Annotated in this window: 22 protein-coding genes and 1 tRNA gene; 9 read left to right on the top strand and 14 right to left on the bottom strand. The window is 71.3% G+C overall.

Translation table 11 applies throughout. The annotated features are described in order from the left end of the window. The first annotated feature begins 3 nt into the window (after positions 1 to 3). Positions 4 to 333, top strand: a complete 330-nt coding sequence (locus NS184_RS01470) for a hypothetical protein (RefSeq protein ID WP_152997998.1) — start codon at positions 4 to 6, stop codon at positions 331 to 333. A 28-nt stretch (positions 334 to 361) separates the two neighbouring features. On the opposite strand, the gene NS184_RS01465 is transcribed toward NS184_RS01470, so the two are convergent. Further along, the gene (locus NS184_RS01465; RefSeq protein WP_058724370.1) at positions 362 to 649 is read right to left on the bottom strand and encodes a GNAT family N-acetyltransferase; all 288 of its coding nucleotides are present in this window, start codon (positions 647 to 649) and stop codon (positions 362 to 364) included. A 70-nt stretch (positions 650 to 719) separates the two neighbouring features. Between NS184_RS01465 and NS184_RS01460 the strand changes: the two genes are divergently transcribed. Then, positions 720 to 1,595 (top strand): DNA-methyltransferase, encoded by an 876-nt coding sequence (locus NS184_RS01460; RefSeq protein WP_058724369.1) that lies wholly within the window; start codon positions 720 to 722, stop codon positions 1,593 to 1,595. A 24-nt stretch (positions 1,596 to 1,619) separates the two neighbouring features. Here NS184_RS01460 and NS184_RS01455 read toward each other — a convergent pair whose 3' ends face one another. The 8 genes from NS184_RS01455 to NS184_RS01420 all read right to left on the bottom strand — a co-directional run bounded on the left by NS184_RS01455 (position 1,620) and on the right by NS184_RS01420 (position 10,747). Further along, a complete protein-coding gene (locus NS184_RS01455; protein WP_058724368.1) occupies positions 1,620 to 4,088 on the bottom strand; it encodes an MDR family MFS transporter in 2,469 nt (822 codons plus the stop codon). Positions 4,089 to 4,226: 138 nt separating this feature from the next. Then, a complete protein-coding gene (gene pgm, locus NS184_RS01450) occupies positions 4,227 to 5,846 on the bottom strand; it encodes a phosphoglucomutase (alpha-D-glucose-1,6-bisphosphate-dependent) (RefSeq protein ID WP_058724367.1) in 1,620 nt (539 codons plus the stop codon). A 192-nt stretch (positions 5,847 to 6,038) separates the two neighbouring features. Then, complete coding sequence (locus NS184_RS01445) at positions 6,039 to 6,305, bottom strand: hypothetical protein (RefSeq protein ID WP_058724366.1); 267 nt, start codon at positions 6,303 to 6,305, stop codon at positions 6,039 to 6,041. A gap of 62 nt (positions 6,306 to 6,367) precedes the next feature. Further along, the gene (locus tag NS184_RS01440) at positions 6,368 to 7,030 is read right to left on the bottom strand and encodes a class I SAM-dependent methyltransferase (protein WP_058724365.1); all 663 of its coding nucleotides are present in this window, start codon (positions 7,028 to 7,030) and stop codon (positions 6,368 to 6,370) included. Beyond that, a complete protein-coding gene (locus tag NS184_RS01435; RefSeq protein WP_058724364.1) occupies positions 7,027 to 7,662 on the bottom strand; it encodes a TIGR04282 family arsenosugar biosynthesis glycosyltransferase in 636 nt (211 codons plus the stop codon). Before NS184_RS01435 ends, NS184_RS01440 begins: the two co-directional genes overlap by 4 nt. Continuing rightward, entirely contained in the window at positions 7,659 to 8,453 is a 795-nt protein-coding gene (locus NS184_RS01430; protein WP_083513355.1) for a glycosyltransferase family 2 protein, read from the bottom strand. Before NS184_RS01430 ends, NS184_RS01435 begins: the two co-directional genes overlap by 4 nt. Positions 8,454 to 8,840: 387 nt before the next feature. After that, positions 8,841 to 9,908 (bottom strand): NAD-dependent epimerase/dehydratase family protein, encoded by a 1,068-nt coding sequence (locus NS184_RS01425; protein WP_058724363.1) that lies wholly within the window; start codon positions 9,906 to 9,908, stop codon positions 8,841 to 8,843. Beyond that, complete coding sequence (locus NS184_RS01420; protein ID WP_058724362.1) at positions 9,905 to 10,747, bottom strand: MTAP family purine nucleoside phosphorylase; 843 nt, start codon at positions 10,745 to 10,747, stop codon at positions 9,905 to 9,907. The genes NS184_RS01425 and NS184_RS01420 overlap by 4 nt, the downstream gene beginning before the upstream one ends. A 120-nt stretch (positions 10,748 to 10,867) precedes the next feature. Between NS184_RS01420 and NS184_RS01415 the strand changes: the two genes are divergently transcribed. The 6 genes from NS184_RS01415 (at position 10,868) to NS184_RS01390 (ending at position 16,125) form a co-directional block, all read left to right on the top strand. Further along, positions 10,868 to 12,112, top strand: coding sequence for a molybdopterin molybdotransferase MoeA (locus NS184_RS01415; RefSeq protein ID WP_058724361.1), 1,245 nt, complete (start codon positions 10,868 to 10,870; stop codon positions 12,110 to 12,112). Continuing rightward, positions 12,113 to 12,586, top strand: a complete 474-nt coding sequence (gene moaC / locus NS184_RS01410) for a cyclic pyranopterin monophosphate synthase MoaC (protein ID WP_058724360.1) — start codon at positions 12,113 to 12,115, stop codon at positions 12,584 to 12,586. Beyond that, positions 12,583 to 13,092, top strand: a complete 510-nt coding sequence (locus tag NS184_RS01405) for a MogA/MoaB family molybdenum cofactor biosynthesis protein (protein WP_058724359.1) — start codon at positions 12,583 to 12,585, stop codon at positions 13,090 to 13,092. The genes moaC and NS184_RS01405 overlap by 4 nt, the downstream gene beginning before the upstream one ends. Beyond that, positions 13,089 to 13,529, top strand: coding sequence for a molybdenum cofactor biosynthesis protein MoaE (locus tag NS184_RS01400; RefSeq protein ID WP_058724358.1), 441 nt, complete (start codon positions 13,089 to 13,091; stop codon positions 13,527 to 13,529). The genes NS184_RS01405 and NS184_RS01400 overlap by 4 nt, the downstream gene beginning before the upstream one ends. Positions 13,530 to 13,655: 126 nt before the next feature. Continuing rightward, positions 13,656 to 14,054: a PLD nuclease N-terminal domain-containing protein gene (locus NS184_RS01395; RefSeq protein WP_058724357.1), complete on the top strand. Its 399-nt coding sequence runs from the start codon at positions 13,656 to 13,658 to the stop codon at positions 14,052 to 14,054. Between the two features lie 184 nt (positions 14,055 to 14,238). Next, positions 14,239 to 16,125: an ABC-F family ATP-binding cassette domain-containing protein gene (locus tag NS184_RS01390; RefSeq protein ID WP_058724356.1), complete on the top strand. Its 1,887-nt coding sequence runs from the start codon at positions 14,239 to 14,241 to the stop codon at positions 16,123 to 16,125. Between the two features lie 120 nt (positions 16,126 to 16,245). On the opposite strand, the gene NS184_RS01385 is transcribed toward NS184_RS01390, so the two are convergent. Together NS184_RS01385 and NS184_RS01380 are read right to left on the bottom strand one after the other, a co-directional pair. Next, entirely contained in the window at positions 16,246 to 16,689 is a 444-nt protein-coding gene (locus tag NS184_RS01385) for a VOC family protein (RefSeq protein WP_058724355.1), read from the bottom strand. Between the two features lie 78 nt (positions 16,690 to 16,767). Next, entirely contained in the window at positions 16,768 to 17,262 is a 495-nt protein-coding gene (locus NS184_RS01380) for a MarR family winged helix-turn-helix transcriptional regulator (protein ID WP_058724354.1), read from the bottom strand. A gap of 95 nt (positions 17,263 to 17,357) precedes the next feature. Between NS184_RS01380 and NS184_RS01375 the strand changes: the two genes are divergently transcribed. Beyond that, a tRNA-Gln gene (locus NS184_RS01375) sits at positions 17,358 to 17,429 on the top strand. A gap of 240 nt (positions 17,430 to 17,669) precedes the next feature. On the opposite strand, the gene NS184_RS01370 is transcribed toward NS184_RS01375, so the two are convergent. From NS184_RS01370 to NS184_RS01360, 3 genes are all read right to left on the bottom strand, one after another. Beyond that, positions 17,670 to 17,864, bottom strand: a complete 195-nt coding sequence (locus tag NS184_RS01370) for a hypothetical protein (RefSeq protein WP_152997997.1) — start codon at positions 17,862 to 17,864, stop codon at positions 17,670 to 17,672. A 254-nt stretch (positions 17,865 to 18,118) separates the two neighbouring features. After that, positions 18,119 to 18,892 carry a DeoR/GlpR family DNA-binding transcription regulator gene (locus tag NS184_RS01365; RefSeq protein ID WP_058724352.1) on the bottom strand — a complete coding sequence of 258 codons (774 nt, stop codon included), beginning with the start codon at positions 18,890 to 18,892 and terminating at the stop codon, positions 18,119 to 18,121. Next, positions 18,879 to 19,796 carry a ribokinase gene (locus NS184_RS01360; RefSeq protein ID WP_152997996.1) on the bottom strand — a complete coding sequence of 306 codons (918 nt, stop codon included), beginning with the start codon at positions 19,794 to 19,796 and terminating at the stop codon, positions 18,879 to 18,881. The genes NS184_RS01365 and NS184_RS01360 overlap by 14 nt, the downstream gene beginning before the upstream one ends. Positions 19,797 to 19,957 lie beyond the last annotated feature (161 nt).

Genomic DNA, 19,957 nt, shown 5'->3' with positions numbered 1-19,957 from the left:
CACGTGAACTGGTTGATCCTCCTGGGGGCGGTGGCCGCAGCGGTCGTCGCGATGTGGGTCGCCGATCGCGCGGGGTGGATCGACCTGTCGAACAAGGCCACGCGCTCGGGCGGCTCCGGCGGTGTGGTGTCGATGATGGACGAGGTGTTCGCGCCGACCCGGCACGAGGCCCAGGCCGAGTACGAACGGCAGTCGCGGTTGCCACGGGAGGCGCCGACCCCCGCCGACGACGACCACGACCTGCTGAGCGGGCACGTGCTCATCAAGGTGCCAGGCGTCCGGCCAGGCGCTCGTCACGAGGTCCGCGCGGGGACACACGACCGGACGTACTGACCGGCCGCGCCAGGCCCCGCGGCGTCGATCAGCGCGCGGTGAGCTCCTGGTAGTCCGGGTGTCGCTCGATCCAGGCCTTCACGTAGCTGCACAGCGGAACCACGGTTCGGGACGAGTTCGCGCGCACGTCGTCGAGCGCTGCCTGCACGAGCATGGATGCGTGGCCGCCCCCGCGGTGTTCGGGGTCCACCTCGGTGTGCACGAAGCGGATCTCGTCGCCCTCGATCTCGTACGCCGCGAGTCCGATCACCTCCCCGTCCTCGACGAGGGAGTACTGCTGCTGCTCGGTGTCGTTCCGGACCTCGGGTGTCGCCATGTCGGTGACGCTACGCCGGGGCCGCCGGTGAGCGCACTGTGAACCGCGCTCCGTACGCGAGGATGGACCCGTGCACGACGACCGCGGACCGGACCGGGTGGTCCACGGGGACGCCCTCGACGTCCTGCCGACCCTCGACGACGGCTCCTTCACACTCGTCTACCTCGACCCGCCGTTCAACACCGGCCGGAAGCAGCGGCGGCACGCGAGCACCGCGATCCGGAGCACGGGTGATGCCGCGCCGGTCGCCCCCGGCCGACGCGAGACGGTCACGGGGTTCCGCGGCGGTACGTACGAGCGGGTCCGCGGCGACCTCCTCCGGTTCGACGACCGTTTCGACGACTACTGGTCGTTCCTCGAGCCGCGGCTGCTCGAGGCCTGGCGGGTCCTCGCCGACGACGGGACCCTCTACCTGCACCTCGACTACCGGGAGTCGCACTATGCGAAGGTGCTGCTCGACGCGCTCTTCGGCCGCGAGTCGTTCCTCAACGAGATCGTCTGGGCCTACGACTTCGGGGCGAAGTCGAAGACGCGGTGGCCGACCAAGCACGACACGATCCTCGTGTACGTGAAGGACCCTGCCCGGTACCACTTCGACTCCGCGTCGGTGGACCGTGAGCCGTACATGGCGCCGGGGCTCGTGACGCCCGAGCAGCGGGAGCGCGGCAAGCTCCCGACGGACGTGTGGTGGCACACGATCGTGTCCCCGACCGGCCGCGAGAAGACCGGCTACCCGACGCAGAAGCCCGAGGGCGTCCTCCGGCGCATCGTCCAGGCGTCGTCGCGCGAGGGTGACTGGGTGCTCGACTTCTTCGCCGGCAGTGGCACGACCGGTGCCGTCGCGGCCGCGCTCGGCCGCCGCTACGTGCTCGTCGACGACAACGACGCCGCGATCGACGTCATGCGCCGTCGACTCCCCGGCGCCTCGTTCTCCGCCGTCGGCTGACGGCAGGGACCGAGGGCTGGTGGGCTACTCGGCCGAGTGGCGGCCGTGCGGGTGGTCACCCTGGACCGGCCGGGAGGCACGGCTCGCCTCCGACGGATCGGCCTGCGGCGCGGTCGTGGTCGCGTCCGGGGCGGACACCGCCGCTGCGTCGGCCGGTGCGGCGTGCGCCGGTCGGGTCCGGATGGTGCCGGTCGTCGTGGGTGGCTCGTCCACCGGCGCAGCCGCCGAGTGTGCACCGTGGGTGGTGGCGTCGGGCAGCGGGGCACGGGTGTCCGCGGAGGTGGGAGCCGTCCGTCCGTCGGACGCGACCGGGGATGCGGGGGAGGGCGTTCCTCCCGGTCGGTCCTGACGCGGCACGGACACGTCCGGCGACGTCGGGACCACGTCCGTCGACCCGGTGTGCGGCGTGACGAGCGAACCCGTGTTCGCGGCGGCCTGCTGCGCGTCGGCCGTGAGGCGGTCCTGCCCGTCCTTCGCGGCGTTCGCCTGCTCCTGCAGGGCGGACACCTTGCGGAGCGGCGGGACGCGGAAGAACCAGGTGAGGACGAACGCGAGCAGGATCACGCCGAGACCGACGTAGTAGACGGTGACCGCGGAGCTGCTGAACCCGACCAGGAACGAGCGGGTGAGCCGCGGGTCCGCGCCGTTGAGGAACGACGTGTCGCTCGTCGTCGAGGAGCTCGACGAGCTGGTCGTCCCCTTCTCGAGCTGCTCCTTGATCGTCGGGGCGACCTCGTCGACGACGTTCTTCCGCTGCGTGGCGTTCGCGTAGTCGACCTGGACCGTGCCGTCGACGACCTCGGCCTTCGCCTTCGACGCGACCTGCTCGAGCGCTTGCTGCTCGGCGTCGGGCTTGGCGGCGGCGACCTGCTCGGCGATGACGGAACCAGCGGACGCCGCCGGGACCTGCCCGGCGGCGACGGCCTGCTGGACCTTCGCGGTGACCTGCTTCGTGACGGCCTCGTCCGCGGCGGCCTTGGCCTTCGCGGCACCCGCGTTGAGCTGGTCCTGCACGTTCGACTGGATCGGGTCGACGATCCGGTTCCAGATCTGGTCCATGACCGCCTTGTTCTCCGAGGCGTTCGCGACGGAGGGGGTCAGTGCGGCGTTGAGGCTGCTCTTCAGCGTGGACTCGTTCTGCAGTGCCGTCGTGATGTTCGTCGGCATGAGCGAGAACAGGACGGAGAGCAGGACAGCGGTGCCCATGGTGCCGCCGATCTGGCGGAAGAAGGTCGCGGCGCTCGTGGCGACGCCGATGTCCCGCGGGGACACGGAGTTCTGCGCGGCGAGGGTCAGCGTCTGCATGAGCTGTCCGAGCCCGAGTCCGATGCCGAACATGCCGAGCATGAGGAACCACAGCGGGCTGTCGGCCGTGAGGAACGTCAGCACCGTGAAGCCGATCGCGGTGAACGCCGTGCCGGTCACCGGGAAGACCTGGTACTTGCCGGTGCGGGAGATGATCTGACCCGAGGCGATCGACGCGATCATCAGACCGAGGACCATCGGCAGCATCGCGAAACCGGACTCGGTCGGCGTGACGCCCTTCACGATCTGCAGGTACAGCGGGATCGTCAGCATCGCGCCGAACATGCCGAAGCCGACGAGCACGCTGAGGACCGCGGCCATCGAGAACACGTGCGAGTGGAACAGCTTCAGCGGCAGGATCGCGTTGTCGCCCATCGCGCGTTCGACGATGACGAACGCGATGAGTCCCAGGAGGCCGATGGCGTAGCAGGCGATCGACCCGGCCGACCACCAACCCCAGTCGCGGCCCTGCTCGGCGACGAGGAGCAGCGGGACGAGGGTGACGATGACGAGCGCCGCACCCCACCAGTCGATGCGGGGCTTGCCGCGGTCGCCGAACTTCGGCAGGTGCAGGAACGTCGTCACCATGATCAGCGCGATGATGCCGATCGGGACGTTGATGAGGAACACCCAGCGCCAGCCGGCGATGAAGACGATCTCGTTCGCGCCGGCGAAGAGGCCGCCGACGAGCGGGCCGATGACGCTCGAGATGCCGAACACCGCGAGGAAGTACCCCTGGTACTTCGCGCGCTCACGCGGAGCGAGCATGTCGCCCATGATCGCGAGCGGGAGCGACATGAGACCACCGGCGCCGAGACCCTGCAGGGCGCGGAACCCGGCGAGCATGAGCATCGAGGTCGAGAAGGACGCCAGCAGCGACCCGACGATGAAGACGCCGATCGCGGTCAGGAACAGCGGGCGACGGCCGAAGATGTCGGACAGCTTGCCGTAGATCGGCGTGGTGATCGTGCTGGCGATCAGGTAGCCGGTGGTCACCCAGGCCTGCTGGTCGAGTCCGTGCAGATCGTCACCGATCGTCCGGATCGCGGTACCGACGATCGTCTGGTCGAGGGCACCGAGGAACATCCCGGCCATGAGGCCGTAGATCACCAGCAGGATCTGCCGGTGGTTCATCACGGCGTTCGAGGACGTCGTGGGAGCCGCGGGTGCGGTCGCGGTCTGGGTCATGAGCAGGTCTCCCGAAACTTTGCGCTGGGTGCAAAGTTACAACCTCCGCAAGGCGAAGGTCCGCCCGGAGCTCGTTCCTGAGTGGATCGGCAGACCTCCGGCTGCTGCCGACCAGCCGGAGGCTACGCCTGCGTCCCGCTACGCGCCGAGGGCCGCGTCGACGATCTCCTTGGCCTCGCGCTGCACCTGCTCGAGGTGCTCCTGTCCGACGAAGCTCTCGGCGTAGATCTTGTAGACGTCCTCGGTACCGGACGGCCGCGCCGCGAACCAGGCCTTGTCCGTCACGACCTTGACGCCGCCGACCGCGGCGTCGTTGCCGGGCGCCTTCGCGAGCTTGGCGGTGATCGGGTCGCCCGCGAGCGTGTCCGCGGTGATGGCGTCGCCGTCGAGCTTGGACAGGCGGGCCTTCTGCTCCTTGCTCGCCGCGGCGTCCACGCGCTGGTAGACCGGGGCGCCGAAGCGTTCGGTGAGCTCGGCGTAGAGCTGCGACGGGGTCTTGCCGGTCACCGCGATGATCTCCGACGCGAGGAGCGCCAGGATGATGCCGTCCTTGTCGGTCGTCCACGCGGTGCCGTCCTTGCGGAGGAAGCTCGCACCGGCGGACTCCTCGCCGCCGAACGCCACCGAGCCGTCGATCAGGCCGGGGACGAACCACTTGAACCCGACCGGGACCTCCCACAGCCGACGCCCGAGGGACTCCGCGACCCGGTCGATGATGCTCGACGAGACGAGGGTCTTGCCGATCGCGGCGTCGTCGCGCCACTCGGGCCGGTGGGCGTAGAGGTACTCGATCGCGACCGCGAGGTAGTGGTTCGGGTTCATCAGGCCGGCGTCCGGGGTCACGATGCCGTGTCGGTCGGAGTCGGCGTCGTTGCCCGTCAGCACGTCGAACTCGTCTTTGCGCGCGACCACCGAGGCCATCGCGCTCGCGCTCGACGGGTCCATGCGGATCTTGCCGTCCCAGTCGAGGGTCATGAACGCCCACGTCGGGTCGACCTCGGGGTTCACCACCGTGAGGTCGAGACCGTAGTGGTCACGGATGCGCTCCCAGTACGGCAGCGACGCCCCGCCGAGGGGGTCGGCGCCGATCCGGACCCCGGCGCGCTTGATCGCGTCGATGTCGATGATGTTCTCGAGGTCGGCCACGTAGGAGCCGAGGTAGTCGTAGCCCTCGGCGTCCGTGTCCTCTCGGCGCTGCACGTCGGCGTTGCCGCCGGCGATGATGGCGTTCGCGCGGTCGGCGATCCAGCTCGTGGCGTCGCTGTCCGCCGGGCCGCCGTGCGGGGGGTTGTACTTGAAGCCGCCGTCGCGGGGCGGGTTGTGGCTCGGCGTGATGACGATGCCGTCCGCGGTGTCCGGGTTGCCGGCGCGGTTGTAGGCGATGATCGCGTGGCTCAGGGCCGGGGTCGGGACGTATCCGTCGGCGCTGTCGGCGAGCACCCGGACGCCGTTCGCGGCGAGGACCTCGAGCGCGGTCCGCTCGGCCGGGGCCGAGAGGGCGTGGGTGTCGCGGCCGATGAAGAGCGGTCCGTCCGTGCCCTGCTCGGTGCGGTACTCGACGATCGCCTGCGTGATCGCTGCGATGTGGGTGTCGTTGAACGCGGTGTCGAGCGACGAGCCGCGGTGGCCCGAGGTGCCGAAGACGACCTTCTGCTCGGGGACCGAGACGTCCGGGACGCGCTCGTGGTACGCGGCGAGCAGGGCGTCGAGGTCGACGAGGTCGTCGGCGGTCGCGGGGGTTCCGGCGCGGTCGTTCATGGGTCCATCCTGGCACCGGGTGTCGGTGCGCGTGCTGGTCGTCCGTGTCGCGCGGCGGATCGGGCACCGGGTGGTCCGCGTGCTCGGCGGGGGTGGGAACGAAGCGAGCGGCCGCCCGGCCCGGATCGGTAGGGGGGACGATCCGGTGGGCGACCGCTCGCGGTCTGGGGGTGGCGCTGTCGAGGTCGGGACTCAGGCCGTGCGGAACGAGCCCGTCGCCGTCCGGAGCGAACCCGTCGCCGTGCGGAACGAGCCGGTCGCGGTGCGCACGGAACCCGTCGCGGTCGTGCCACGGGTCGCCTGCGTGTCGACGAAGCGCCCCAGCGGGCCCGCGACCGTGACTCCGGTGTACGTGCCGAGGGGACGCTGGGCCGCGGTGACGGCGTAGGAGCCGAGCTCGTCGCGCCGCGTGGTGCCGCTCACGTACGAGCCGCCGAAGGGGAAGTCGCGGTTCTGCATGTCTGCCATCGTACGGGCTGTTCTTGAATCATGCAAAACAAGAGTCCCGCTGACGTCGTGGGTCAGGCGATGAGCTCGCAGAACGTCCGGCCCTCGGCCGTCCAGCTCTGCCGGGCGAGCAGCCCCGCGTCGGCGGCGTGCCCGTGCAGGGCGTCGAGTCCGACCTCGGCCCACGGGAACGCTGCGCTCTCGTGACCCTCGGCGTCCATGACGCGGGCCGTGTAGGTCCGGTCGGCGGCGCGTTCCGGGTTCGTCTCGACGACCACACGGCCGCCGAGGCGCACGATCGCGCGGCACCGGGCCAGGAGGGCGGTCGGGTCGCCGCCGATGCCGATGTTCCCGTCGATGACGAGCGCGGTGTCCCAGTGCCCCTCGTCGGGGACCGTGTCGAACACGGAGCCCTGGACGGCGTTGCCTCCGGAACGACGGGCGATCGCGACCGCCTCCGCCGAGACGTCGACCCCGAGGGAGGGCAGACCGACGGCCCGCGCGGCGACGAGCATCCGACCCGGCCCGCAGCCGATGTCGATGACCCCGCCGTCGGCGTCGTCGAGCAGCGACCGGTCGACGCGGTCGGCGGCGGCGCTCCAGCGGCCGACGTCCATCGTGACGACGGTGCCCGGGCGGTTCGGGTCGGTGAGTCGCAGCCGACCGTCGGAGCGGAGCGCGCGGGCGTACGGCTCGCCGCCGCCTGCGCCGAAGGTCATCGGGGCGTGCATGGTCATCGGACACCTCCGGAGGTCGTGCGCTCGGACGCGAGTGCTGCGGCGAACGCGGAGTCGGGAGCGAGTTCGGCCACCCGGTCGGCGTCGGCGATCTCGTCCACGTCGAGCAGGGGAACGAGGTCGCCGACGTCGAGTCCGGCGTCCACGAGACGGGCTCGCTGCACCGCACCGGTGTCGTCGCGGGACATCGGCACACCGCGGATGAGTGATCCGTCCGGGACGTGCATGTACAGCGCCCAGAAACCACCGTCCTCCGCCGGTCCGAACCAGGCGTCGCGCTCCGGCTGCTCGAACACCGGGGCGAGGTCGTCCGGACGCACCTGCGGTGTGTCCATGCCGACGAGCAGGAGCGGCCCCTGCACCGCGTCGAACAGGGTGCCGAGGCGCTCGTCGAGGTCACCCGTCGGCTGGGGGAGGACGTGGAAGCCCTCGGCAGCTGCCGGGACGACCTCGCCGTCGAAGAACAGGATCCGACGCGCGGCCGGCATGGCGCGCACCGTCGCGAGGGTGTCGGACAGGCTGGCGGCGGCGACGCGGGCCGCACCCTCGGGTCCGAGCGCCGGGATGAGGCGGGTCTTCACGCGGCCGGGCAGGCACTCCTTGGCGACCACCGCGACCGTCACGGCGGTCACGAGCGCATCCCCTCGACGGGACCGGCCACGCGCTCGAGGGGAGCGGTGTCGGCGGCGGTGGGACGGGCCTCCCGGCCGGTCGTGGCGGGTTCCGTGGGACTCGCTGACCGGACCCTGCCGGGGCGGCGCTCGCCGGAGCGGTACGCGCGGAGGAGGCGCGACATGTCGCGGACGGCGTTGACCGTGCCGCGGAGCGTGCCGGTCACCTTGCTGTCGCCGATCCGCTGGGCGTAGCCGATGTCGCTCTCGTCGACGCGGAGGCCGGCGGCGTGCGCGGCGAGGACCATCTCCAGCGGGTAGCCGCTGCGTCGGTCCTGCAGGTCGAGCGCGACGAGCTGCTCGCGGCGCATCACGCGCATCGGCCCGAGGTCGCGCAGTCGGTAGCCGGTGGCTCGGCGCATGAGGACCGCGAGTACGCGGTTCGCGAAGCGCGCGTGCGGTGCCCACGCGCCACGCGACGTCGGGACGCGGCGGCCGAGCGCGAGGTCGGTCCGGCCCGACACGACCCGGTCGAGGAGGCCCGGCAGTTCGGCCGGGTCCATCGAGGCGTCCGCGTCGCAGAACGCGACGAAGTCCGCGGTGGCGGCCGCGACACCCGCTGCGCAGGCCGAGCCGAAGCCGCGACGGGGCTCGGTGACGACCGTGGCGCCGTGTGCACGGGCGACGTCGGCGGAACCGTCGGTCGAACCGTTGTCGACGACGATCGCCCGGTAGCCCTGTGGCAGTCGCCCGATCACACGGGGGAGGGCGTCGGCCTCGTCGAGGCACGGCAGGATCACGTCGACGTTCATGCCGTCTGTTCGGTGCGGACGGCCGGATCGACGGGGATCGCCGTGCGGCTCGGGGTTCGCGGGACTCGCGGGCGTCGACATGGAGTCCACGGTGCCCGAGCGGCCTGATCGGAACCGGGCCGCACTGTACCCCGGTGTCCAGATGTCGTGTCCCCCGAGGTGGGGCGGGCGTGCCGCGTGCGGCGTGCGGGGTGCGGGGTGCGGCGTGCCGGCGGGGCCGAGTCTCGCGGTGGCGGACACGTCTCGTGCTCCGGGACACGAGACGTGTCCGCCTGCACGAGTCTCGGGGCGCGCGGCACGAGTCTCGGGGCGCGCGCACGAGTCTCGGGGCGCGGGGCACGAGTCCCGGGCGGTGCGAGACCGCGAGACCGCGCTGCCGCCCGGCCCTCAGCGCACCGCGGCCCGCAGCGGTGCCGTCGCGAACTCGCGCATGCCCCGCTCGAAGTCGACCTCGGCGTGCCACCCGAGCTCGCGCCCGATCCGCTCCGACGACGCGGTCACGTGCCGGACGTCCCCGAGCCGGTACTCGCCCGTGACGATCGGCTGTGGACCGTCCGGCCCGGCGATCGCCGCGGCCATCTCGCCGATGGTGTGCACGGTGCCCGAGCCGACGTTGTAGGCGCGGAAGGAGTCGTCCGGCAGGTCGGCCGTCGCTGCGATCGACGCCGCGTTCGCTCCGGCCACGTCGTCCACGTGCACGAAGTCCCGCCGCTGCCGGCCGTCCTCGAACACCCGGGGGGCCTCGCCGCGGGCGAGCGCCGACCGGAACAGGGACGCGACGCCGGCGTACGGCGTGTTCGCGGGCATGCCCGGCCCGTACACGTTGTGGTAGCGGAGCGCGATCGCCCGCCCACCGGTGGCGCGAGCCCACGAGGACGCCAGGTGCTCCTGCGCCACCTTCGTCTGCGCGTACACGTTGCGGGGGTCCAGCGCGGCGTCCTCGTCGATGAGTCCCGGCACGAGCGGCTCGCCGTCGGGGCCGATCGGGTCGAAGCGTCCGGCGTCGAGGTCCTCGCGGCGGCGCGCAGGCGGCCGGGTCGGGTCGCCGGCAGCGGTGGCGTACGCGCCCTCGCCGTAGACGACCATCGAGCTCGCGACGACGAGTCGGCCGATGCCGTGCCGGTCCATCGCGGCGAGGACGTGGGCCGTCCCGGTGTCGTTCGAGGACACGTAGTCGGGGGCGTCCTGGAAGTCGACGCCGAGTCCGACCTTCGCCGCCTGGTGGCAGACGACGTCGATCCCGTCGAGGGCAGCGTCGAGCACGGTGTCGTCGCGGACGTCCCCCCGGACGAAGTCCACGCCCTCGGGGACGGGGGCGTGCCCTGCGCCGGCGTCGCCGTGCACGTCGGGCCGGAGCGAGTCCAGCACCCGAACCTCGTGGCCCTCGGTCAGTGCCCGCCGGACGATCGCGGAGCCGATGAACCCCGCGCCGCCGGTGACGAGCAGGCGGGTCACGCGGCGCCCTCGGCCACCGGCATCGCCAGCACGGCCTCGCTCGCTGTCGACGGCACGAGCTCGCGCGGCGCGAAGTCCTCGGGGATCGCCGCGACGATCGAGCCGATCGCCCGCACGATGACCTCGTTCGCCCGCTGCAGCCGCTCCATGACGGCCGCGTGCGTCACCGGCTCGTCGTCCGGCCCCGCCGCGAGTTCGAGACCGGCGTCGGCGTCGGTCACGAACGAGAGGTTCACCGTACCGATGCCGAGTTCCGCGGCGAGCGGGACCTCCGGTGTCATCGTCATGTTGATGGTGTGGCCGCCGGCTTCCCGCATCCAGACCGACTCGGCGCGGGTCGAGAACCGCGGGCCCTGGATCACGACGCACGTGCCGGTCGTCCGGTGCGGCAGACCGAGTGCGGCGACGGCCTCGACGGCGGCGTCCCGGAGCACCGGGTCGAAGGGGTCGGCGAACGACAGGTGCTGCACGTCGTCCTCGAAGAAGGTGTCGGCGCGCCCCCAGGTTCGGTCGATGAGTTGGTCCGTCACGACGAACGTGCCCGGCGCGTAGTCCGGGTGCAGACCCCCGACGGCGCTCGACGAGACGATCGCCCGGACCCCGAGCGACCGCAGGGCCCAGGTGTTCGCGCGGTGGTTGATGCGGTGGGGTGCGACCGAGTGCGATCGACCGTGTCGGGTGAGGAAGGCCACGCGTCGGCCGGACATCGTGCCGATGCTGATCGGGCTGGAGGTCTCGCCGAACGGTGTCGCGACCGTCCGCTCCTCGGCCGTGCCCGCCTCGAACAGGTCGTACAGGCCCGATCCACCGATCACACCGATCGTCACGTCGTTCTCCACAGGTCCTCCGAATCGTCCTCGGCGCAGGTCGCGCGCTGGATACGCTACTGACGCTCCCTGACGGCGGTTCCGCCGGGTAGCTCACGTCCCCCTGCCCCGTCCACGACTTCGGAGGGCCCTGTGCGAACGATCGGTCGACACGCCGGAGCGGTGGCTGCGCTGCTCGCCCCGGTCACCGCACGGCTCACGTCCGGTGTGCCCGGTTCCTCCGGCCTGGAGGCCCAGCGCACCGTCGACCTCGCCGCCGACGCCCGCGCCGGGGCCCGCCGTCGGCTCGCGACACGCGTCGTCGCACCGGTCGCGCTCCCCGCGTTCGACAACAGCCAGATGGACGGCTTCGCCGTCCGCGCCGCCGATGCCGGCCGGTCACTGACGGTCGCTGCGCCGATCCCGGCCGGCCGGGTCCCCGCCCCGCTCGCGCCCGGTGCCGCCGCGCCGATCATGACCGGTGCCCGCATCCCGGACGGTGCCGACGCCGTCTTCCCCGTCGAACGCACCGACACCGGCGCGTTCCCCGCGGCGCTGACGCTCGACCGCGTGCACGTGCCCGAGGACGTCGTCCCGGGCGACTTCGTCCGCACCACCGGCTCCGACCTGCCCAGCGGCGGAGTCGTGGCCGAGGCCGGGGCGCTCGTCACGCCGGCGCTCCTCGGCGCCCTCGCCGCTGCCGGGGTGGAACAGGTCGACGTCGTCCGGCCGGTCCGGGTGCTCGTCGTCAGCACCGGCTCCGAACTCGTCGGTGTCGACGTCCACGGTGCCGGCATCGGCGACGCGAACGGCGTGACCCTGACCGCAGCGCTCGCCGAGGTCGGCGCCGATGCCCGGACCGTCGTGGTCCCCGACGACGAGACCGCGTTCCTCGCGGGCGTCACCCGAGCCGTCGGCGACTGGGCCGACCTCGTCCTGACCACCGGTGGGATCAGCGCCGGTGCGTACGAGGTCGTGCGGCAGGCACTCGAGCCACGCGGACTCGAGGTCACGCCGGTCGCGATGCAACCCGGTGGTCCGCAAGCACTCGGGACGGTGACGTTCGGCGACCGAGCCGTCCCCGTGGTCGCGTTCCCCGGCAACCCCGTCTCGGCGCTCGTCTCGTTCGAGGTGTTCCTCCGCCCGGTGCTCGCGCCGCTCGTCGGGCTCCCGGCCGACCGCCCCGTGCAGGTGCTCCCCGCGGCCGAGCGCGCGGTCTCGCCCGAGGCGACGCACCAGGTCCGACGGGGCAGGGTGGAGGACGGTCGTGTCCACCTGGTCGGCGGCCCGAGCTCCCACCTCCTCGCGCACTACGCCGCCGCGACGCACCTCGTCCACGTCCCCGTCGGCACCGCCACCGTCGAAGCGGGCGACCCGCTCACCGTCTGGAGCCTGTAGATGACCGACCTCTCCCACGTCCGCCCCGACGGATCGGCCCACATGGTCGACGTCTCCGACAAGGACGTCACCGACCGCTCGGCGACCGCGACCGCGACGCTCGTGACCCGGCCCGACGTCGTCGCCCGCATCCTCGACGGCTCGCTTCCCAAGGGCGAGGTCGTCGGCACCGCCCGCATCGCCGCGATCATGGCGGTGAAGAAGACCTCCGACCTCGTCCCGCTGTGTCACCCGCTGCCGATCTCCGGGGTGCAGGTCGACATCACCGGCACCGACGACCGGGTCGTGGTCGAGGTGTCCGTCCGCACGACCTCGCGCACCGGCGTCGAGATGGAGGCCCTGACCGGCGCCAGCGTCGGGGCCCTCACGGTGTACGACATGGTCAAGGCGGTCGACCGGGCAGCGACGATCACCGACGTGCGGGTGCTCGAGAAGCACGGCGGCCGCTCGGGCGACTGGGAGGCAGACCGATGACATCCGAACCGACGCAGGGACGCGCGGGGGTGCTCGTCGTGTCCACGCAGGCAGCCACGGACAGCGCGCTCGACCGGACCGGACCGGTGATCGCCGCCTGGCTCCGCGAGCACGGCTTCACGGTGGCGGAGCCGACGATCGTGCCCGACGGCGGGCCGATCGCGGAGACGATCACGGGCGAGGTCCTCGCCGGTGCCCGGGTCGTCATCACCACCGGCGGCACCGGTGTCACCCCCACCGACCGCACGCCCGAGGCCGTCGCGCCGCTGCTCGACCTCGAGCTCCCGGGCATCATCGAGGAGATCCGTCGCCGTGGCCTCGCCGGGGCCGGACCCACCGCACTCCTCAGCCGCGGCGTCGCGGGCGTCGCCAGTGGAGCGCTCGTCGTCACGCTCCCCGGCTCGCGCGGCGGGGTGGTGGACGGACTCGACGTCCTCGACGGGCTGCTCGATCACGTGCTCGCCCAGTTGCACGGCGCCGGGCATGCCCCGCGGAGCGCCTCGTGACCGGGACGCAGGCTTCCGGGCGGGTCCTGCTCGCCGACGTCGTCGACCGCGACGTGACGGTCGAGGAGACGAGCACGGCAGTGGCATCCGACCGTGACGGCGCCGTCGTGACCTTCGCCGGGGTCGTCCGCGACCACGACGGCGGCAAGGGCGTCACCGCGCTCGACTACGAGGGGCACCCGACCGCGGCCGCCGTGCTCCGCGAGGTCGCCGAGACGATCGCAGCGGAGCACCCCGAGGTCCGGATCGCCGTGCTGCACCGGGTCGGAGCCCTCGTGGTGGGGGACGTCGCGCTCGCCGCAGCCGTCGCCTCGCCGCACCGGGCGCAGGCCTTCGCAGCGTGCGCGGCGCTCATCGACCTCGTGAAGGAGCGGACCCCGATCTGGAAGCACCAGCGGTTCCTCGACGGTTCCGACGAGTGGGTCGCTGCCCTCTGACCGCGGCCAGCACTCCGGCGCCTGTCGAAACCTGTACGCCGTCGCAGGAGACCGTTGCCCGATCGCAACTCCGGCATGCGTTCGGGGCGTAGCCGGGCTCTCGGCCGGTCCATAGACTTCGTCCTCATGAGCGTGCTGCTGTACGGGGCGGGGACCCTCCTGCTCGTCTTCGCCCTGATCGACATCCTGACGAAGACGGACGCCGAGATCCGGGGCCTGCCGAAGCTCGCCTGGGTCCTCATCTGCATCTTCGTCCCCGTCGTCGGTCCGATCGTGTGGTTCGCGGTCGGGCACGACTGGGCTCCGGGCGAGCGGAACCACGGCCGCTACCTCGACCCCGTCCGCCACGAGGACCGGTACGCCACGCTCGGCGAGGCCCGCTCGGCCCACGGTGACAAGCGCGTCAGCGGGACCGAGCAGGAGCTCGCCGACCTCGAGCGCGAGATCGAGTACTGGGAGGCGCAGGCGCGCCTGAAGCGTGCCAAGGAGGCCGCCGGCGAGGGCGACTCGACCCCGTCGAGCTGAGTCGCGCCTCCAGGCCGGTCCGCCGCAGCGCACCGCGCCGCACCACCAACGTGCAACCGAACCACGCGGTTCCCTGGTTCGAGCTGTCTTTGGTTGTGCGGCGCCGAACCACACCGGCTGTCGGTGCAGCCCGACGTAACAGGGTCAAGCACAAGCGCGCCGCGCGCCCCCGTACCCTTGTCGGGTGGCTCATCTCCTCGGCGCCGAGAACCTGCATCTCGAGTTCCCCACCCGTGTCGTCTTCGACAGCGTCACCCTCGGCATCGACGAGGGCGACCGCATCGGTGTGGTCGGCCGCAACGGCGACGGCAAGTCGACGCTCCTCGCGCTCCTCTCGAAGCGGATCGAGCCGGACGACGGCCGGGTCACGCATCGCCGCGGCCTGACGGTCGGGTACCTCGACCAGCGGGACGTCCTGCCGGCGGGCGCGACCGTCGGAGCCACCGTCGTCGGCGACCGAGCCGAGCACGAGTGGGCCGGCGACCCGACCATCCGCGACATCATCGGCGGCCTCGTCTCGGACATCCCGTGGGAGGCGAACGTCGACGACCTCTCCGGTGGCCAGCGGCGGCGGATCGCCCTCGCGAAGCTCCTCGTCGGCGACTGGGACGTGCTGTTCCTCGACGAGCCGACGAACCACCTCGACGTCGAGGGCATCCAGTGGCTCGCCGACCACATCAAGCGTCGGTGGTCCGCGAACCAGGGCGGACTCGTCGTCGTGACGCACGACCGGTGGTTCCTCGACGCCGTGTCGACCGACACGTGGGAGGTCCACGACGGCATCGTGGAGCCCTTCGAGGGCGGGTACGCGGCGTACATCCTCCAGCGCGTCGAGCGTGACCGACAGGCCGCGGCGTCCGAGCAGCGCCGGCAGAACCTCGCCCGCAAGGAGCTCGCGTGGCTCCGCCGCGGCGCCCCTGCCCGGACCAGCAAGCCGAAGTTCCGCATCGACGCGGCCAACGCCCTCATCGATGACGTCCCGCCGATCCGCGACACCGTCGCGCTCTCGCAGATGGCGACCGCGCGCCTCGGCAAGGACGTCGTCGACCTGCTCGACGCCGGTGTCACGTTCGGCGACGACGTCATCCTGCGGGACGTCGAGTGGCGGATCGCGCCGGGGGAGCGGACCGGCATCCTCGGACCGAACGGCGCGGGCAAGTCGACGCTGCTCAACCTGGTGTCCGGCAAGCTCCAGCCCACCACGGGCCGCGTCAAGACCGGCAAGACCGTGCAGGTCGCGGTGCTCGACCAGCAGCTCGCCGACCTCCAGCAGTACGCGGACGACCGGGTGCGTGAGGTCGTCGCCCGCAAGAAGACGAGCTACGTCGCGGACGGCAAGGAGATGACCCCGTCGCAGCTCCTCGAGCGCCTCGGCTTCACCTCCGCGCAGCTCTCGACGCCCATCAAGGACCTGAGCGGTGGGCAGAAGCGGCGCCTGCAACTCATGCTCATCCTGCTCGACGAGCCGAACGTCCTCATCCTCGACGAGCCCACGAACGACCTCGACACCGACATGCTCGCCGCCATGGAGGACCTCCTCGACACGTGGCCCGGCACCCTGCTCGTCGTCTCACACGACCGCTACCTGCTCGAACGCGTCACCGACCAGCAGTACGCCGTGCTCGGCGGGCACCTCCGCCACCTGCCCGGCGGGGTCGACGAGTACATGCGGTTGCGTGCGTCGGGCTCGGTGCCGGCGACCGCGTCGGCGGCTGCCGCCGCTGCGGCCGGGAGGCCCGACACGGCAGGCGGGACCGGCTCGGCCGGCAGCATGGCCGGGTCGGGGGCAGGGGCCGGGGGTGCTGCTGCAGGGTCTGGTGCGGCCACGGCCGCCGTTCCGGCGCTCGCCGGTGCGGAGCGTCGGGCGGCGGAGAAGGAGATGTCGGCGCTCGACCGCCGGATCGCCCGCGTCGGCGCCGACCGGCAGGAGGTCCTCGACGCGTTCGCGGCGCACGACCAGTCCGACTACGCGGGCCTCGGCGCGCTGCAGGCGAAGCTCGGGGCGCTCGAGGCCGAGGTCGAGCAGCTCGAGGAGCGCTGGCTCGAGGTCGCGGAGCTGCTCGGGGTGTAGCGGGGCGGGGTGCGCGGCGCGGCCACGAGCGCGTTCGCGGTGCGGCATGTCTTCGCACAACCAAAGGTTCCTCGAACCACGCGGATCCCTGGTTCTCGGTGAGTTTGGTTGTGCGGGGCGCTACCCCGCAGCAGGCTGCGCGTCCGCAGGGTCGCCACCGCCCGGGTTGGCCACGACCTCCCAGAGGTGGCCGTCCAGGTCCTGGAAGAAGCCGGAGTACATGCCCCACGGGCGTGTGTACGGCGCTGCGAGCACGGTCGCCCCCGCCGCCCGCGCACGGTCGAGGAACGCGTCCGCCTCCGCCTGCGAGCCGACGAAGTGCCCGATGGTCGACGTCGGGCCGTGCGGGAGGTCGACGCCGGAGTCGAGTGCCATGTCCTCGCGGGCGTACACGCTCACGATGAGGCCGTCGTCGAGGGTGAACATCGCCGTCGTGCCGCCCGCCTGCGACTCCGTGCGGGGGTACTCGGTGCCGATGACGCCGCTGCCCTCGATGCCCAGCAGAGCCCGGTAGAACACGGCGGAGCGCTCGACGTCGGCCACGGCCAGGGTGATCGCGTGCATGGCCGCAGGCTATTCCGATCGGTCGTGGTCGATCGTGGTCGGTCGTGCGCGGCCGTACGCGCTCGCCGTCGGTCGCGGTCAGTCGCCGAGGCCGAGGATCAGTCGGCGGAGCAGGCCGGACAGCTGCGCCTGCTCCGGGCCGGACACCTCGTCGAGGATCCCGCGCTCGGCGATGAGCAGGTCCGCGATCGCCGCGTCCACCGCCTGCCGCCCGGACGGCGTCAGCGCGACGAGGATGCCGCGGCCGTCGCGCGGGTCCGTCCGCCGGCTCACCAAGCCGCGCGCCGCCAACCGGTCGACGCGGTTCGTCATCGTGCCGCTCGACACCAGGGTCTGCTGCAGGAGCGTCTTCGGGCTCAGCTCGTACGGCTCGCCCGCCCGCCGGAGCGCCGACAGGACGTCGAACTCCCACGGCTCGACACCGCTCGCGTCGAACGCTGCCCGCCGTGCCCGGTCGAGGTGTCGCGCCAGCCGGTCGACCCGCGAGAACACCTCGAGCGGGGCGAAGTCGAGGTCGTCCCGCTCACGCCCCCACGCCGCGACGATGCGATCGACCTCGTCCTCCTGCGGCATCCCCCCATCTTGGCCGAACCGGGAGCGCACGGCCACCGACCGAGGCATGGGAGGATGGACGGGCACCGGGCAGGCTCCACCCTGACCCGGTGTGTTCCGCCTTGGTGTAACGGCAGCACGACGGCCTTTGGTGCCGTTAGGTCCGGGTTCGAATCCTGGAGGCGGAGCGCAGGGGTGTTCGGAGTTTTCGGCGATCTCAGTCGGAATATTCGAGCGTGACAGCAGGCCGAGGTGGAAAACCGCGCTCAGCTCCGCTCCCAGGGTCGCTCGTCCTGTCCCGACGACCGCTGGGGAGCGTACCGCGACGCGTGCCTTGGTCTGCGTTCGCTTCGAGGAACGACGAATACCCCCTGCCGGACGTGGCGAGGGGGAGTTCAGGGTCTATGAAGTTTGGAGGCGCGGGCTCGTCAGTCCAGTAGTTGGAACTCCGGTAGCTGCGCGATTGCGTTGAAGCCGTTTCGAGTGTCGTGCTCGTCGAGGGTGAGGGTGCTCAGGCCGGCCTCGAACAGGGCGGGGCTGGTGTTGTTCATGCGGTTGATGCCGTTGACCAGTCCGCGACGACGCCGGTAGACGTCGCGCGGATCACCCGGGTAGATCGTCATGACGCCAAGCATGCCCCCGGCCCCGTAAGGTCGCCTCGAAGTCCTTCGTTGCGACGACTCCTTGAAAGCACCATCGGCTATCGGACGCTCGGGTCGCCCAAGCTGGTCCCGGCAATCCGCTCGGGTGTGTTTCTCGCCGCAGGAGCACCATCGGTGGGTCCCCGGTTGCTCTTTTCCTGTCGCTCAGTGCGCCGGGTGTGTTCCCGGCCAATGCCCTGGTCTGCGGATGGGCATTTTGTATCACGCGGCCTGCTTCAACTCAGATCGCGCTTGGCCGAACCGGTCGATGCGCTGAGCGCGACGACCGCAGCGCCGGCGTGCTGTAGTACGTCACCGTCGGTGTCGGTGATCACTGTGCAGTCGGCGAGCGGGAAGGAGTGGCAGAGTGACACCCGGTCGAACTTGCTGCTGTCTGCGAGAACGTAGGTGTGGCGAGTGTGCGCGTGGACAATTCGCTTCTTGTTCGCTTCTCGTATGTCGAAGGTCGTGACGCCAGCGTCCGCATCGATGCCGGTTACGCCGATGAACGCCTTGTCGAAGTACAGGTCTGCAAGCTCGCGGTCGGTGATCGGGCCAGCCACCGAGCCAATCTCGGGGAGGACGTCACCGCCGAGCGCAGTGATGCTGATGCTCGGCGTCAGTGGCAGGCTCAGCGCGTGGGTGTTCGACGTGATCACGTGCACCCGTGCACCGCGGAGGGCGCGCATGAGCTCCGTGGCGGTCGTTCCGGAATCGACGTAGATGGTGTCGCCGTCCGAGACAAGAGCGGCTGCGGCCTCGGCGATCGCCGTCTTCTGGTCCCGGTTGATCAGAGACTTCGTTGCGATCGGCACTTCGCTTGCGGAGTCCTCCAACCGGATGGCACCGCCGCGAAGACTCACTATCCTGCCAGTGTCCTCGAGGGCCCTGATGTCGCGGCGCACTGTCGACGGCGATGCTCCGGTGACGTCGATCAGGGCTTCGATCGTGACCGGTTCGCCGGAGGCCGCCTGGTCAAGGATGAGCTGGTGTCGCTCAAAGGACTTCACTGGTGAGCACCTCGCGGGTCGGCATGCTGGACTGTGCACCGACGCCCTCGACCGTGATGGAGGCCACACGTGTCGCGTCCACGGCAGCGGCGAACGGGTCGGAGCCGTCGACGAGCGCGTTGGCGAACGCGCCGATGAACGAGTCTCCGGCGCCGGTTGAGTCTACGGCGTGAGTGGGTACGGCTTCCACGAACCGGAGGTGCGGTCCGTCAGCGACGTAGCACCCACGGCTCCCGAGCGTCAGGACCACACCCGAGCAGAGAAGCTGCAGGTCGACCACTGCCCGACGCATTGCCGTGTCGTCGCGGACGTCGCCAAGCTCTCGTCCGAGGTAGGCGCTCGCTTCGTCCTCGTTCACAACCAACCACGCGCACCGGCGCGTCACGCTTTCCGCGACCGGCCGTGCGGGAGCAGCGTTGAACACGACGGGTACGGCGGCCGCGACGGCCAGATCAACGGCCCTCTCGTTCGCTTCGGCGGGGATCTCGTTCTGGATCACGACTACGCCGGCATCGTGGAACAACTGCTCGTTCTCATCGATCCAATCTGGGTCGACCGTCCCGTTTGCTCCCTCGACAATCGTGGCGTAGACGTCGCCCTCACCCACGACGTGGACGATACCCAGCCCATTCGGTTGCCCGGTTGGCCGCATGTGACAGTCGACGCCCTGGTTCCGCAGGTTGTCGAGGCACATCTGCCCGAGGCTGTCGGCACCCGTTGCACCGATGAACCGGACACGGGCGCCGAGCCGGGCAGCCTGGACGGCCTGGTTCGCGCCCTTCCCACCGAAGGCGCCTTCTGCGTCGGTCGCGACAAACGTCTCGCCGCGTCGAGGGAGTCGGTCCTGAGTGACGATGTAGTCGTAGTTGACGCTGCCGACGACGAGCACGTCCCTGCCTGCCATGTGGACCTCCACCTCGTTGTGCTTGCTCTACTCCATCGAAGGAGCATTCGTGCGCCCCCGTGAGTCGTCCCACGCTCTCTGACGCACGCCGAGCATAGGAATCCTTGACGCTCGTTGTCAAAGAGGATGACCAAGGAGGAAAAAACTTGACCACAGTTGTC

Origin of the sequence: Curtobacterium luteum (assembly GCF_001475545.1) — a bacterium.
Taxonomy (GTDB): Bacteria; Actinomycetota; Actinomycetes; order Actinomycetales; family Microbacteriaceae; genus Curtobacterium; species Curtobacterium luteum_A.
The sequence above is the reverse complement of the archived record's forward strand: the minus strand, read 5'-3'. Positions and strand labels throughout refer to the sequence as shown.